At 37.2% G+C, this 16,171-nt stretch carries 14 protein-coding genes and 2 pseudogenes; all 16 read right to left on the reverse strand.

The window, feature by feature from the left end:
- Positions 1-133: 133 nt before the first annotated feature.
- Positions 134-1,321, reverse strand: a pseudogene (tnpC, locus tag HNR43_RS06725) (IS66 family transposase).
- A gap of 243 nt (positions 1,322-1,564) precedes the next feature.
- Complete coding sequence (locus tag HNR43_RS06730; RefSeq protein ID WP_183242423.1) at positions 1,565-2,848, reverse strand: hypothetical protein; 1,284 nt, start codon at positions 2,846-2,848, stop codon at positions 1,565-1,567.
- A 407-nt stretch (positions 2,849-3,255) separates the two neighbouring features.
- A pseudogene (locus HNR43_RS14155) lies at positions 3,256-3,487 on the reverse strand (IS110 family RNA-guided transposase); the annotation flags it as partial.
- 148 nt (positions 3,488-3,635) lie between these two features.
- Positions 3,636-4,919, reverse strand: coding sequence for an oligosaccharide flippase family protein (locus tag HNR43_RS06740; protein ID WP_183242426.1), 1,284 nt, complete (start codon positions 4,917-4,919; stop codon positions 3,636-3,638).
- A 1-nt stretch (position 4,920) separates the two neighbouring features.
- Positions 4,921-6,036 (reverse strand): glycosyltransferase family 4 protein, encoded by a 1,116-nt coding sequence (locus tag HNR43_RS06745; RefSeq protein WP_183242427.1) that lies wholly within the window; start codon positions 6,034-6,036, stop codon positions 4,921-4,923.
- A 6-nt stretch (positions 6,037-6,042) separates the two neighbouring features.
- The gene (locus tag HNR43_RS06750; RefSeq protein ID WP_183242428.1) at positions 6,043-8,010 is read right to left on the reverse strand and encodes an alginate lyase family protein; all 1,968 of its coding nucleotides are present in this window, start codon (positions 8,008-8,010) and stop codon (positions 6,043-6,045) included.
- A gap of 8 nt (positions 8,011-8,018) precedes the next feature.
- Positions 8,019-9,281, reverse strand: a complete 1,263-nt coding sequence (wecC, locus tag HNR43_RS06755) for a UDP-N-acetyl-D-mannosamine dehydrogenase (RefSeq protein ID WP_183242429.1) — start codon at positions 9,279-9,281, stop codon at positions 8,019-8,021.
- A 22-nt stretch (positions 9,282-9,303) separates the two neighbouring features.
- The gene (locus HNR43_RS06760; protein ID WP_246346269.1) at positions 9,304-9,984 is read right to left on the reverse strand and encodes a sugar transferase; all 681 of its coding nucleotides are present in this window, start codon (positions 9,982-9,984) and stop codon (positions 9,304-9,306) included.
- Between the two features lie 16 nt (positions 9,985-10,000).
- Complete coding sequence (gene galU, locus HNR43_RS06765; protein WP_183242431.1) at positions 10,001-10,882, reverse strand: UTP--glucose-1-phosphate uridylyltransferase GalU; 882 nt, start codon at positions 10,880-10,882, stop codon at positions 10,001-10,003.
- Between the two features lie 94 nt (positions 10,883-10,976).
- Positions 10,977-11,804, reverse strand: a complete 828-nt coding sequence (locus HNR43_RS06770; RefSeq protein ID WP_183242433.1) for a coiled-coil domain-containing protein — start codon at positions 11,802-11,804, stop codon at positions 10,977-10,979.
- Between the two features lie 396 nt (positions 11,805-12,200).
- Positions 12,201-12,965: a tyrosine-protein phosphatase gene (locus HNR43_RS06775; RefSeq protein ID WP_183242434.1), complete on the reverse strand. Its 765-nt coding sequence runs from the start codon at positions 12,963-12,965 to the stop codon at positions 12,201-12,203.
- Positions 12,966-13,099: 134 nt separating this feature from the next.
- On the reverse strand, positions 13,100-13,801 hold the full coding sequence (locus HNR43_RS06780) for a CpsD/CapB family tyrosine-protein kinase (protein WP_425486528.1): 702 nt from the start codon (positions 13,799-13,801) through the stop codon (positions 13,100-13,102).
- The gene (locus HNR43_RS06785; protein ID WP_183242436.1) at positions 13,791-14,531 is read right to left on the reverse strand and encodes a YveK family protein; all 741 of its coding nucleotides are present in this window, start codon (positions 14,529-14,531) and stop codon (positions 13,791-13,793) included. The genes HNR43_RS06780 and HNR43_RS06785 overlap by 11 nt, the downstream gene beginning before the upstream one ends.
- A gap of 309 nt (positions 14,532-14,840) precedes the next feature.
- Positions 14,841-15,239 carry a hypothetical protein gene (locus HNR43_RS06790; RefSeq protein ID WP_183242438.1) on the reverse strand — a complete coding sequence of 133 codons (399 nt, stop codon included), beginning with the start codon at positions 15,237-15,239 and terminating at the stop codon, positions 14,841-14,843.
- Positions 15,240-15,378: 139 nt separating this feature from the next.
- Complete coding sequence (locus HNR43_RS06795) at positions 15,379-15,609, reverse strand: hypothetical protein (RefSeq protein WP_183242440.1); 231 nt, start codon at positions 15,607-15,609, stop codon at positions 15,379-15,381.
- Positions 15,610-15,675: 66 nt separating this feature from the next.
- Positions 15,676-16,104, reverse strand: a complete 429-nt coding sequence (gene fabZ, locus HNR43_RS06800; protein WP_183242442.1) for a 3-hydroxyacyl-ACP dehydratase FabZ — start codon at positions 16,102-16,104, stop codon at positions 15,676-15,678.
- Positions 16,105-16,171: the final 67 nt, after the last annotated feature.

Genomic DNA, 16,171 nt, shown 5'->3' on the forward strand with positions numbered 1-16,171 from the left:
ATCAAAACGTCTTGTCATTATAGACACTCCTCATCATTGATAGATTTACTGTACATTTCTCTATTCGTTGTGTCTATAATCTAGACTAACATCAGCGCAACACAAATAGGGCATCCCCGTAATAGAAAATGCCCTAAGTGGTAGAAAGAACACGATCGAGCGTTTCGCCTGTCAACAGAAGACATAACGAATCCCACACGTTTTTTTCGTGTTTCGTCAGTGTGGACACGATGCTTCTTGTGATACAAAAAGACTGGGCGAATGTTTCTTCGCGAAACGTACCCGAAATGTTCTCTTTGACTTTAACCATGCGAAGATCGCGTTCGGCTTGGTTGTTGTCGAAGGGAACATGTACTTCACGTAAGAAACGCAGTGCTTCTTCCTTTCGTTTTTGAAGGCGTCGAACAAAAGCGAGTGCTTTTTTCGGAAGAGGCATCTTCGCTTCCAATCGGTGTTGTGCTCTTTCTAGGATGCGATCATACACTCGTTCCCACCGTCTCGTTTCTTCTTCGGAAAGTGCACCGTGATGGGCTTCGACGGCTTGCTTGGCGACCAACAGAAACGTGGTCATGCGCATCGCCCACGTATGCCCTTGTTCGATGAAGCCCTTCAATTCACGCAAATGATGGGCGTGACAAAGGGCATGAGTGGCTTGTGTGTATTTCGGATATGTACCGAACGCATCGTGCATCATCGTCCCTTCATATCGGAGAAGAATCCCGATATCATCGGTCGCTTTCTTTCCGCGAGAAACGTGAGGAGCCAAGTATGTATATCTCGATGTACACACGACATGCACCCATGCGAGTTTCCCATTGATGCGCAAACTCGTTTCATCGACATGCAGGTGGACACGATTTCACTTCACGTTCATGTTGTGTCACCTCGATCGCCACAGGAGGGACATCAAACACTTGACGGATATCGACTTTGAACGGTTTGACTTCACGCAAAGAAGCCCCACATCCTTGACACGTATGCACACGGTGGACGACACGATGATGTGGATGTTCCACTTGACGGAGCGTCGTTCCTTGATGTCCTTCTTGTCCGCCTGGCTTGTTGCCAGATGGCTTGCGAGAAGAATGGGTGTGAAAACGGTCAGAAGATGGGGGCAAATGGCTATTGGAGCTGTTTTTTTCGTGCGTGCTTCCAGCTCTTGAACGCGATATTTCAGTTGTCCATTTTCTTTGCGTAGTTGTTTGATTTCGTGGCGCAAATGTTCATTTTCTTGAACCGATTGATGAATGAGCTGTTTTTGTTGTTGAACTTTGCCGATTAAGCTCTCAACTGTAAATACAGCTTGTTGTACCGTCAACATGCGATCCACCTCCTTGTCTATCAGTATTCACATCATAGACAAGGAAAGAAGAAAATATTCAGCTCACTTTATGATGTGGCTGAATAGTTACAAGGGGAAGCAACATGGCTCTTTTTCTATTTTCCTTTTTACACAATTATATGGACTTAACTTTATTGGGCTATATTGGGGATTTTATCATCGGCTTTAACATAGGGTGTGCAGCGTGATGAAAAAGTTAATTTTTCAAGGTGCTTTATATAGTTACCATACGATTCGAATTTTTTTACTATGTTTCTTTTTTAACGGTCCACTCCCTAAATTCATTATTATTAACGTTATAAAACAGAAGGATGATAAGGAATCAGAGCCTAAATTAGCTATCCCATTATTTGTATTAATCATTAGAGATAATACCAAGAAAAGCATCAAAATATAATATTTTTTATTTTTAATTAAGGAAAAAATAGGATATATAAATATACAAAAGTAAATAGTTAACATTCCTAATATACCATAGTCATAAGCTAACATTATGAATGGGTATTCAAAGCTATTGATATTTCCATTTATTTTTTTTACAATTTCCCTCGAATAATCAGCTCCTCCTCCTATAAACAAAGAGGGTTTTTCTATATCCTTTTTAATCCATAACTTCAATAATTCATTCCGTCCTGTTGTTATGTCTCCAGATTCTATCCCTTGTATAAATCTTTGCTTGAGATTATCTTGGAAAAGTGAAGTATTTAGAAAAGAAACAGCAACCAAAATTACTGATATGACATAAAACCATTTGTTTTTTTTGATCGGATTTAAAAAAATTATTAAAAATACTCCTAAAACTAACGCTGTCTTACTCCCGCTTAATAATAATCCCAAGATAGTCACTATAGATAAAAGATATCCATTAATCATAAGTTTATCATTATATTTTGCATATATACTATTCATGATAAAAAATATTAGAAAATACTTTGCGTTTGTTAAAGGGTGCCCAAAGATGGAATAATATCTATATATTCCCCAACTGTGTTCTAATAAAATTAGATCACCTAACTCATTTTGACGGAATAAAGTCTGCGCTAATAATAATTGAATAGAGCTATGACTGAGATAATCAAAAATCCCTAACCCCAATAATATAATGATAAATACATTAAAAAATTTAAGGAATATACGTAATGAAACTAATGCATCTTCTTCATCTATTTTTGCACTTAACAGAAAAAGCGGTAGTAAAAAGTTTGAAATAGTCATCAAAAAGTAGCCAACACCTCTATTTAGAAAAAAAGTATTTGTTAAAACAGTAGCTGAAAAGGTGGTCACTACAAAGAGAAGAACAAAGCGAGCATTACTTTTCAGAAAAAGAGAACGAGTCACAAATAAAAAACCAAAAATCAAAAACAAATAGTTAACCCATCCATATTTTACACTAAAAATACTTCTTATTGTCTCATTAAAGAAAAATAAAGATAACACGAAAATAACCGTATAGTTTAATTTAACACCTTTTTCTTTAGCGTAATGCATATCTAAGACATGATTCATATAAAAATGTCTCCCTCTAGAAATATTGATGTATCAAGGCTTTGTGACCCTTCAAGGGTACCAAAAAAAATATTTTTCGACAAAATTCCTTACACCTTTTTCAGTTTTGTGGATATCTTACAGACCTTGGGTGAACTTCGCGGCTACTGCTGGGTATTTTTTACTGCAACGAGAGAAGCGTATTCAATGCACCCTTGGACCTCTGCGTCGCTGATGAGGACGAACCCTCCCATGTCTCTGGGCATCCTTGTACCAACATTCCCTCGTTCGATCTCTTCATCAGGCAGAGGTCGGCTAAGCTCCTCAAGGGACTCAAGGTCGAATGGAATCCACTGCGCCAGATTCTCCGGTGTCATCCTGTTGCCAAGAGAATGCCATTTTATGCCAAAGGGGGGCATTACCCGGTCCTAGACATGGGTGAAGACGTCCTGCATCATTCGCACCCCGTCAAACGCCTGCTGCTTCGTGCAAATCGTAAACAGCACCTTGAGCAGCTTGCCGCATAACACCATGATCGACCGCTTTTTGCACAGCGGATTCACCGACCGGATCGTGCCATATTCATACAACGTAAGAAACGCCTCATTGTGGCGGATCAGGGGGGATCATCGCTCGGAACAGGACGGAGCGCAGCCGCTTTCACCATCGTTTCGAGAATCCATTTTTTCCCTTTTTCGATGCATTGTTCCCTCTGATTTAATGCCGCTCACCAGAGCGGTTTTTCGCCACCGAAGAACCTCTCTTTGAGCTGGGCTTCAAAAGGAAGCTCTATTAAAAAGACAAGTAGCTACACCTTCCCTTTTGCTTTAAAAATTTTATTAAAGAAATAAGCATTTATAAAAATTGTCACAAAATAAGTAAAAGAATTTGCAATAGCTGCGCCATACATGCCATAATTATTTATTAGTATATAATTCAAAATAATGTTAAACATAAGAGCAATTAAACTAACATAAAAATTTAGATCTGATCTCCCGATGCTCATTAGTGTCATTCCCTTGGGAGAATATAGACTCCAACATACAAATCCTATTAATAGTATTTCAAAATAAACAACTGAATTCTGATAACTAATACCAAAAACAAAAGGGAGAATGAATGGAGCAGATATTGCTGCTAATACTGCTACCGAAACTGCGAGAAATGTATTACGCACTTGATAAATCCTAAGAATATCTTGAACATTCCTTATATTATTAGAGACCTTTGAGATTTTTGGTACCATAATTTGTCCTAGAGTAGATGGTATCAACATCATTGTTGTAACAATTAATTGTGCTATACCATAATATCCAATTTCTTCAGTGTCATTTATTAGGTGATTTGCCATAATTATATTTATGTTTAATAATAAGACACCTAATAAATTAGCACCAAATGCAAAAAACGCAATATTAAAGATCCTCTTTACAATTCCTGTCGAGATTTTAATAGAAAAAATTGATACTAATTCATTTTTAATAAAAGGAACGGTCATTAACAATGAAATAAAGTTTAAAATAACTAAAGACCATATATAACCATGTAATCCTGATAAATATGCACATAATGTACTAAATATAATTATAATAATCTTTGATAAGCTTTGGATATAAGACATTTGTTTTATTTTTTGCTGTGCCTGTAAATAAACAATAATTAAATTTATTAGAGTTAATATTGGAACTAAGAAGATATATATTTTCAAGAGCTTATTAATAGTACTATCAATATTTAATAATGAAAAATGCTCAATAGCTAAAATTAATATGATTAAACTAAAAGAGCTGAATATGGTCAAAATAAATCCGATATTAAAAATGTTTATTTTCTCTTTATCTTCAATATCCTCTGAACATAACTTCAAAATAGATGTATTTATTCCTAACGATGCAATTATTAGAAATATATTCAAATAAGATTGTAAAATTTTTATTACTCCAATATCCTCAACACTTAATATCCTTGTTAAAAATATCTGTCCTCCAAAGCCAGCTATTTGGATTAGTAGATTTGCAGATAAAAGATGAAAAAATCCTATTCTCCGAGCAATTCCTAAAAGTGATAAAAGACGTTCTTTTATATGTACCACTCTAATCCTCTCTCATATCTTTAATATCATCATATATTCGTTTATACAGAGAAAAAATGGAATTAAAACACTCTTCAGATTTAAAGTTATTAATCTTTCGCTTGGAATATTCATAATTATCTATTATATCCAGCGTTTTACTACATAAATCATCTATATTTCTCGATTCAAATAATACTGTCCCTTCGGGTCTTTCACATACATTACTTGCTATAGCTGGAATACCCGCATAGATTGCCTCAGCTATCGAAATTCCATAACTATCTGTATTTGTTGGTCTTACAAATAATTTTGATCTTTTTAATATTGGAAATAACTCTGTATCTTTTACTTCATAAACACAAATATATTTATTGAGTTTATACTGTTGAATTTTTTTCTGAAGGAGGTTGTAATATTCTTTTTCATCCTTAGTCTGTTCATTTACCCCAAGGACTGCTAGTAGCAATTGTACATTATAACCTTTATGATTAACTAAGTAATTTAGCAGTTCTATTAATAAATCAAAACCATACATATCCTCATTATTAAAAAACTTTATATTTCCATTGGCAGTAATTAAAAAGTTGCTATTTTGAATAAACTTTTTTACATTATCTGGTATTAAATTATAATCCCCTTCGTCTTCAAAAGGATGCATATAGCTATGGATGAATTTAATTTTTGAATTAGAAACAAATTGACTTAATTTTTCTTTTTCATTCGAGCCAACACATATAAATTGGTCAATTCGTTTAATACAGTATTTAAAAAGTAACTTTTCTATAAGATTATAAGACTGTGGATCGTCTCTAAAGCTATGATAAGTTAAAATCGTTTTATATTTAAGGATTTTTGATAGAAAGACAAGTATAGCAATTAACTTAAAATTTCTATCGTGAAAATGTAAAATATCATATTTTTCTTTTAAAATATAAAATAATATGCTTTTTGTTTTGCGTAATTTAAGCCCTTTTCTTTTCTTATTTAAAACTCCTGTATTGGAATATATATGAACTTCAACATTTTGGTCTACTAAATTCTTTGCCAATCTTTTTATATGAATTGATCGGCCACCGTAGGGAGGAGGATAAGTTCCAAATAAAGCTATTTTTTTTATCATAAACTCTCCATCCAATTCATTTTATCTTTTATTTCCAATAGTTATTTTAATTGAAAGTTCCTTGCTAAAAGGTATGGTTATCTTTTTGCTCGATTGCTTATAACCATATGAATTCGAAACCCAACAATTATCTGTTTTGAGATCTCGCATATAATCAAATTTAATACATATACTTCCTTTTTCAAGTACAACTTTATTTTCACTTAGTTTGACCTCTACATCTGGAGATAAGATTAACGTGAGTTGAGCATTTTTATTTGTATCCCCAATTAACTGATCTTTTATTAAAACACTATTTTCCTCTAATAATACAGTTCGTTTATGAATAATATTGCACTTTTCTTTAAATCCTATATGCGTCCCCTCAAAAAAGTTCATGTTAAATCCGTGGTTTTTAGCATATGTTTGCTCCTTCATATAAAACAAGTTATATTCTTCAAAATCATTTTGTTCAAATTTCTCTACTTGCACCGTATTGTGCATTTCTGTACTACGAAAAAGGTTTCTCATTTTGTAGTCAGCAGTATAGACATACGAGCCAGGATCAATAATGAAATCCTCCCCGTCTACGTTGAGTTCAAAACTTAACTGATCATTATGACTGTGGACTCCATCTCCTCTGAATGAAAGTTCTCCACATCTAATACAACAATAAACCTGATCATTTCTTAAAATATAATATCCTCCGTCTTTATAAGCAATGGATGTTAATGGTTCAGGCTTTTCTACATTGTCTTTATAGTTTTGGTAAATCCATAGCGTATCCTCAATATAGTCTTTTCCATAATACCGGAAGTCATCTCGATCAAATAGCTCTCCTGCTATACCTAGTAAATGGCGGAAATCGTTTCTTATCCATGTGCTATAATTAGATAAAATTAATAACCTACCATCATCAGCGTCACCAATGATTGGAGCTAATCCATTTGGCTTAGTGATATTCATAATAAATTCACACATTTTTTCCAACCTAGCCATGTAATCCTTAGTGAAATATATATTGTTCTTATTACATAGCACCGTAGTCTTTAAAAATAATTCTGTTACCAATCGATGATAAGAAGTAGAGGCTTCGTAATTTGTACCATCTGGATTATTTTGAACAAACATTTCTTTTTCTAATTCACTAAGTCCATAGTCAAGCCACTTTTTAGGATTGTTGCTCTTATTTCGATCATTTACAATAAATGAACCAAAATAAAGACCAAGCCAAACTAGTCCGACAATATTAGATAAGTAATGATTTCCGGTATGTGGTCCTTTATTTTCTAAGTTTTTAATAATAAATCGACCGTGTAGATATAGAGACTTATGGAATTTAATCCAAAAGCTCTTATCTATGGATTGAGCATCTTTAAAAAAGAAATAAGCTGCAATCCAATTGACAGCCCTTATTGCAACATCCATTGTACAAGTCCAATTGACTGACATCTCAACCGGATTTTTTTCTATCCAATCTTCTATTTCTTCTTTAAACTCTATGGCATATTTTTCATCGTTAGTTAACCAATAAGCCTTACCTAACGTAAACAGATGTTGAAAACGAGATAATTCCCAAGGAACTTTAACATCTGCATTGTTTGACAAGTCTACTATTTTAATGTCTTTATAAAACTTGTTTTCCCAAACAAAGTTTGTTTTAAAGTCTGTATTCCAAGGCAGCTGCTTTCCAAGATATATATCGCCTGAACCTAATAGGTTAAATATATGGGAACAGATTTTATTAGCATCGTTAATAATTTGTTTTTCAATGTTTAGCTGTTTAATTTTCTCTACTAATAATTGTTTATCTGTAATATTAAAGAAAAAAACACAATTAGGTTTAAAATTATTAAAATATTTATCATCTATATCAATTGGCTTAAGCTTAATTATTTCTTTTCTTATCTTGTAATAAGGTATTTCATATAATTTAATTGCAATTTTCTTTAAAGCTTTATCGATTGGCAGTTTTCTTAAATTTTGTATCTTTCGTGTTAGCTCTCCCATATTTCCTCCTAAATTGTCGTCGATACCTCTATATTACTTGTTATTGGGAGCACCCCACGCGTGTCAATAACAATTTTATTCGATAGTGCTTTCTTATCTATTACTTTAAAATAATCATGATCCACTAATAAGACAACTACATCAGCCCTCTCAAGTGCATCCTCTGTTTTTACAAGTCGAACATTGAATTCTAGTAAATCTTTTGGAAGCTCTTCAATATGCGGCTCAGCTACATATATAGTTTGATCATAAATAGCAGATAATTCTTTTACAATTTTCACCGCTGGGCTCTCTCGCAAATCATCAACGTTTGCCTTAAACGCTAAACCTAAGCATGCAATTGTTGGGTTTTGCAGATTTTTCGTTGCTTCTTTAATTTTTTCAATAACAAAATAAGGTTTGGAGTCATTTACCATACGGGCTGTTTGAATTAATCTCGCTGTTTCAGGAGCTGCATCCACGATAAACCAAGGGTCGATCGCTATGCAGTGTCCGCCTACTCCAGGCCCTGGCTGTAAAATATTTACACGTGGATGATGATTTGCTAAGTTAATTAATTCCCATACATCAATGTTTAGTTCATCACAAATCATAGATAGTTCATTGGCAAACGCAATATTTACATCTCGGAACGCATTCTCTGTTAGTTTAGATAACTCTGCTGTTCTCGCATTTGTCTCTAATATTTTACCTTTCACAAAATTCTTATAGAATTCAACTGTTCTTTTCGTTGATTCCTCATTAATTCCACCAATAATACGATCATTCTCAATTAACTCTTTTAAAATTTTCCCTGGGAGAACTCGCTCTGGACAATGAGAAACAAATATACGGCTCTCACGATTTTCATCAATGCTCAAATCTTGTCTCTCTGCTAAAATCCATTCTACCACTTTCTCTGTTGTTCCAACAGGACTTGTCGATTCTAAAATAACAATATTTCCTGGTTCTAAGTAAGGAGAAATAGATCTTGTGGCTTGTTCCACGTAGGTCAAATCTGGCTTATAATTTTCTTTAAAAGGCGTTGGAACAGCAATAATAAAAATGTCTGCTTTTTCAGGTAAAGCAGATGCCTTTAAACTACCATTAATAACAGCATTGTGCACCATTTTATCCAAATCAGGTTCATAAATATGTATCTTTCCACTGTTTATCATCTCAACAGCTTTTTGATTTATATCAACACCATGCACTTCAAATCCCCTATTTGCCAACAAAGCAGCCGTTGGTAAACCAATGTACCCTAAACCGATAACACATACTTTTTGCATTCTACTAACCTCTCTTCACTGTTTAATAAGCACTATTTGGTTTAATCATTACTTTAATTGTCTTAATAATAATTTTTAAATCGTATAACAATGAACGTTCACGGATATATAGTAAGTCCAACTCTACCATATCATGAAATCCTAAATCATTTCTCCCACTCACCTGCCATAGCCCCGTACACCCTGGGGTCACAAGTAGCCGCTGTTTATCATATTCCGTATACTGCGCTACTTCTCTTGGAAGCGGTGGTCTTGGTCCGACAAGGCTCATGTCTCCTTTTAATACATTCCATAATTGCGGGAGCTCGTCAATGCTTGTCTTACGAATAAATTTCCCTATTTTCGTGACGCGTGGGTCGTTTTTCATTTTAAACATCGCTCCAGATACTTCGTTGTACTTCAAAAGCTCTTGTAGTTTTGCTTCCGCATCGGTCACCATTGAGCGGAATTTATACATGTAAAACTCTTTTCCATCTTTTCCAACCCGAACTTGTTTGAAAAACACAGATCCTTTTCGATCCTCTAGTTTAATTAATATCGCCACAAGAAAAAAGAGCCATGATAAGGCGATTAATCCTACCAAAGCTCCCATGATATCAATGATGCGCTTTGTCATTAAATAGCTTTTTTTATCGTTAACGAGTACTTGTTGTGTATATCGTTGTTGGACTTTTATACTGGCAGCATTGCCTGATTGAGCCAACTCCCTTCATCCCCCTTCATTCAGTTATTTTCGCCTCTTTTAATATGTTTTCGATAAACGGAAGAAGCTGTTGTTTTAACTCCTTATCTTGCATCGCAAACTCAATCGTCGTCTGGATAAACCCAAGCTTCTCCCCAACATCATACCGCTTTCCTTCAAACTCATACGCAAAGACGCGTTGGATTTCGTTTAGTTTTTGAATCGCATCGGTCAGTTGAATTTCTCCACCGGCGCCTGTTTCTTGTTTTTCGAGAAACATGAAAATTTCTGGCGTTAAAATGTACCGTCCCATGATGGCTAAGTTGGATGGGGCAGTGCCTGGTGCTGGTTTTTCGACGAATTGGCGCACTTGGTAGCGTCGTCCTTTTTTGTCGATCGGGTCGATGATGCCGTAACGGTGCGTTTCGTCGTCAGCGACTTGTTTCACTCCGATGACGGAGCTTCTCGTTTGCTCAAATTCGTTCATCAGTTGTTTTAAACACGGTGTTTCGGCTTGAACGATGTCGTCGCCTAATAAGACAGCAAACGGTTCGTCACCGATAAATTTACGGGCACACCAAACAGCATGACCTAGTCCTCTCGGCTCTTTTTGACGAATGTAATGAATGTCGACTTTGGACGGTTCTTTTACTTTTTCTAGTAGGTCGTGTTTATTGCTTTTTAACAACGTTTGTTCGAGCTCGAACGCATGATCGAAATGATCTTCAATGGCACGCTTTCCTTTTCCTGTGACGATAATAATATCTTCAATGCCTGATTCAATCGCTTCTTCGACGATGTATTGAATCGTCGGTTTATCGACGATCGGAAGCATTTCCTTCGGCATCGCTTTTGTCGCAGGCAAAAAGCGTGTGCCGAGCCCTGCAGCTGGAATAATTGCTTTTCTTACCGTTTTCACACACATCCCTCACTCTCAAAACTATACACCCACGTATACGTTATATATGCATAACATATACGTCGATGTACAAAAAAATAGCTCCCATGGGGAGTTAGTTTGGTAGGCGTGTTTTTAAATTTAAAATTTCTTTTTCATGTTCAATCATTTTATCAAATATGACATCAGATCTACGCTGCAAATAAGCAACCGTCACATCCATTGATTTTTTTATACTTGTCAAATCATTTATGACTAATGCTTGGTTGTTTTTTGATATGCGTAGCTCTTCGAGAATCTTTTCTTGCGTCCGTTCCATATTTCCGAGTGATTGTTTCATATCGACCATATCATTTTCTAGCTTGTGTTGACCTGCTTGTAATTGTGCAACATCTTGTTGTAACGCTTGTTGACCTGCTTGTAATTGTGCGACGTCTTGTTGTAATGCTTGTTGACCTGCTTGTAATTGTGCGACGTCTTGTTGTAATGCTTGTTGACCTGCTTGTAATTGTGCGACGTCTTGTTGTAACGCTTGTTGGCCTGCTTGTAACTGTGCGACGTCCTGTTGTAATGCTTGTTGACCTGCTTGTAACTGTGCGACGTCTTGTTGTAACGCTTGTTGACCCGCTTGCAGTTGTGCGACGTCTTGTTGTAACGCTTGTTGACCCGCTTGCAGTTGTGCGACGTCTTGTTGTAACGCTTGTTGACCCATTTGCAGTTGTGCAACGTCTTGTTGAATTTGAGCAACTGTGTTTTCTAGTGCTCGCTGACCTACTTGTAGCTCTGTTACATCTTGCTGGATTTGAGCAACACTCTTTTCTAGTGCTTTTTGACCGCGTTGTAACTCTTGTTGTGTTTGTTCAACACGTTCTAATCGCTCATGAACAGGCTGAAGTTCTTCCTTCAATACAGAGCGAAGCAAAGCTTTTAATTCTTGGCTCATTTGTATCCCTCCTTTACCATTTCTCTCATTATAACATGGCAAAAAAGAGACATAAATAAAAAACAAGGTTAGAATCGGGCATCTAACCCACCCTCACACCGCACCATCGACGACAGGCGTCTAAGGTGGTCGGACCGTCATCGTCCCCACCCACAGCACGGCCGAGTGCCTCCATTGATAACGGAAAGGAGACATCTCCGAAAAGCATAAGCGGCTCGCTTATCCCTGGGAGCTGGAAAACGCACAAGGAGACCGTCGTCGCCACAGCAGGGAACGAAGCAGCAGAATAGGGTAACCACTGAAACTAAACATCAACGAAAAAAGAAAGCTGACATCGACACGTTCGAAATCAGCATGACATATTTACTCCATGGTACGTATAGGAAAATATAAAACTTAGAAAATACCGAAAAACTTTTTCGTTTTGATTCGTCCCGGTGCATCTTTATACAAAGTTTCGCCAGCAACAAGCAGCTCAGCATTTTCTTGAAACACATAAACAGCTTGAGAGCCGAACTGTTTTTGGATGACGTCGTACGCTTCACGCAAATGAAAAGCACGCGTCGTTATGTTATGTGCATCAGACGCGATCAAGTGAGCTAAATTCGCTTCAATTATTTGGATTGAAAACTTTTTAATATTTTTCCCGAACTTTCCTGCGATACTTGCAGCCGTGAGTTGCGTCAGCGCCCCTTTTTTCACAAGATCGTATAGCTTATTCGGGTTTTCGATAAGCTCGCTATTTCGTTCGGGGTGCGCAATAATTGGAACGAGTCCTTGCAGTTGCATGTCAAAAATAAGCTGATCGGTATAACGGGGGACATGGTTGTTTGGAAGTTCAACAAGCACATATTTCGTTTCCGTAAGTGGCAAAATATCGCCATCGCGATAATGCTCGATAAGCTCCCCATGAATGCGCACTTCTTGCCCTGGTAAAATAGAAAGGGGTATGCGATGCGTTCGTAATGCTTCGTTTAACGCATACACATGTTGTATAACAGACTGTTTATCATTGTCAAACGTCCCATTGCGGTGATGAGGGGTTGCGATGATTGTCGTAATCCCCTCTGCAACCGCTGCTTTCGCCATGGCGATTGCATCAGCGAGTGTTTGCGCTCCGTCATCGATCGACGGTAAAATATGACTATGGATATCAATCAAGCGAACCCCTCTTTCCTTCTTTGTATCTACTGAAAACAGACTAGTTTCTTTGTTTTTCGACAATCTTATCCACACAATTTATAGTAACATAGGAAAAAAGAAGGGGTCAATATACATTTTTTGTCGAATGTTGTCTACTTGTTACCGTAGTAATAATAATAGCTACTTTCTTTTTGCTTCTTTTGGTTTAAAACGACACCTAGTAGCTTTCCTTTCGCAGCAAGAAGTAGTTCTTTTGCCTTTTGTGCAGCTTCAATTTCAGTCCTTCCGCTCTGAACGACGAGAATCGTTCCGTCGCATTGATTCGCTAAAATTTGGGCATCCGTCACGGCTAACACAGGCGGTGTATCAAAAAGAACGACATCAAACTGATCATACGCTTCTGCTAGTAAATCTTCCATTGTAGCTGAACCAAGTAATTCAGCTGGGTTTGGTGGAATCGGACCGCTCGTTAAAACGAATAAGTTTTCCACATCCGTTTCTTTCACCGCTGTTTGAAGTGTAGCTTGTTTCGTTAATACGTTCGTTAAACCGATGTAGTTATCTTTTCGAAACGTATAATGGACTGTCGGTTTACGTAAGTCTGTATCAATGAGAAGCACTTTTTTTCCTTGTTGGGCAAAAACGACCGCTAAATTGGAAACTGTTGTCGATTTTCCTTCTGCAGGGGCAGAGGACGTAACCATAATCGAGCGCAACGGCCGATCGGCGACCGAAAATTGAATGTTCGTGCGAATCGTCCGATATTGTTCAGAAATTGGTGATTTTGGATTTGTTTTTGTGATGAGCGAGCGCATTGTACGATCGAACACTTGTTTTTTCTTTTTAAGAACCAACCGTCTCACCTCGTATTTGTTTTTTGGCTTGCATTGTTTGAACACCATTTTGATCGTCTTCAATAACCGTTACTGCCCCCAGCACAGGTAGCTCAAGCAACTTCTCGACGTCCTGTTCGTTTTTAATCGTATTATCTAAGTATTCAAGTAAAAATGCTAAACCGACGCCTGTCATGATGCCAACAACGAAAGCAATCGCCATATTTAATAGCGGTTTTGGTTTGACCGGAACCGGCTGTTCTTTTACTTCTGCCTTCGCTAAAATGTTGACGTTATCGACGTTCATAATTTTAACAATTTCACGTTGAAATACGCTCGCAACCGTATTGGCAATATCGGCCGCCATATATGGATCAGGGTCTTCTACTGTCACGTTAACTACTTGTGAGTCTTTTTCACTCGTTACATTAATTTTTTCATTGAGCTCTTCAATCGGCATATTCAAATCGAGTTCGTCTTTGACAATATCTAGAATGGCTGGACTTTTCATAATGACGTTATACGTATTAATGAGCTGCAAGTTCGTTTGAATTTCGCTAATATTGTAAATCGGCTGTTCACTTTTCGCTTGGTTTACAAGCAGTTGCGTTGATGCTTGGTAAATTGGCGTCAACACAAAATAGCTAACGATGCCGCTTGTCATCGTCGCGATGACGGTAATCGCCACAATAAGCCAAGCACGTTTACGCAACGTTTGAAATAATTCTCGTAAGCTAATCGTCTCTTCCATGGCGTCCTCCTATGAAACATATATTTTCGACAAAAACTTTCACTAGCTTCATTATACCGACAAACAATTCCGTTTTTCTACCCTTTTTGTCAATTTACTTCCACAAAAAAAGAAAACCGACAGAGCCATGTTCTGCCGGTTAGTGAATCATTTGTTCATTATGCTCTTCTTTTTCGATCATTCGCTTCGTTTGTGCAATGAGCTCGTAAATTTCCCCCACCGTATACTCCCGCTCCGGCAGTGGACGGTCATATGCTTGGTAGTATAAAATTTCTGCCAGTTTTCGTTGCTTTTCACTCGCTCGTTTCGTTAGCTTTTCTTTTTTTTTAGCTCTTGTTGTAGACGTTCGATATGATATTTTGCTTCTAATCGACAGCCGTAAGGGAAATCGTCGATGCCGAGCCGTTCAACGAGGCGGTTAATTTCTGCGATTTGATCGTCTGTTGGAGGTTCGTTGACGAGCTGGTCGATAATTTCGTTAATACGTTCGGCAAGTTGTTCATGAAATTGTGGATTTGCTTTCATCGTGTCATCTAATTCGTTAAACCATGCCGCTTCATTGTATAAATAATGACGCCATTGTTCCATGAACGCTGCAGCATCGTATTTTGTTTCGTCCCAGCCGATTGTTGCCATGTATCGTTCAAACACTTTTTTAATCGACAGCGTGATGTTCATTTTCATGCGATGAGGAAGCTGTTTTAACATATACAAAAACCCTCCATATAATAATCGTCAACCGTTAATGTACCATAAAAAAATGGGTATTGACAAAGTTTTTTTATAACTTTGCTAGGTGTTATAGGAAGTATAGCAATAAAAAAACGCAAGAGGAAATCTCTTGCGTTTACTCGTCCGTATTGTCAGCATCGTTCATGTCTTCTGCATCTTCAACGGCGTCTTCTTCATCTGGGACAGCATCGTTTTCATCGTCGCCGACACCTTCATTTGTATCTTCACCTGGCTGCATTTCTTCTTGATTGTTCATATCGTTATCGGTATCGTCGTTATTGCAACCGGTCACAACCATAATAGCCATGAGCGCGCTAAGTAGTTTGAGTAGCCATTTTGCTTTCATCGTTCGTCTCCTTTCTGTCTTATATGTAATCACCTATAACATACCCAGAAAGGAGACGGTTATGCGTTATTTTTCACCGAGCGCAAACATTATTTCTGTTTCGCATACGAGCTCACCATCAACGGTGGCGATGCCTTTCCCTTTGCCGATCGCACCTTTAAAACGAACCATCTCGACTTCAAGACGAAGTTGATCGCCCGGCTTTACTTGCTTTTTAAATCGGCAGTTATCAATGCCGGTAAAAAAGGCGAGGCGACCGCGGTTTTCTTCTTTCATTAACATCGCGACAGCTCCGACTTGCGCAAGTGCTTCAACAATTAATACGCCAGGCATGACTGGATATTCAGGAAAATGACCGACGAAAAATTGTTCGTTGGCACTGACGTTTTTGATGCCAACGGCACGCTTTCCTTCTTCCACTTCAACAATGCGGTCAACGAGTAAAAACGGATAGCGATGTGGAATAATTTGTTGAATTTGTTGAATATCAAGCATATAAATTCCTCCTTTATAAAAAAACGGAAGGATCTCCCTTCCGCTTGTTTTCAATGTATCATGTTTT

Origin of the sequence: Anoxybacillus mongoliensis (assembly GCF_014201515.1) — a bacterium.
Taxonomy (GTDB): Bacteria; Bacillota; Bacilli; order Bacillales; family Anoxybacillaceae; genus Anoxybacillus; species Anoxybacillus mongoliensis.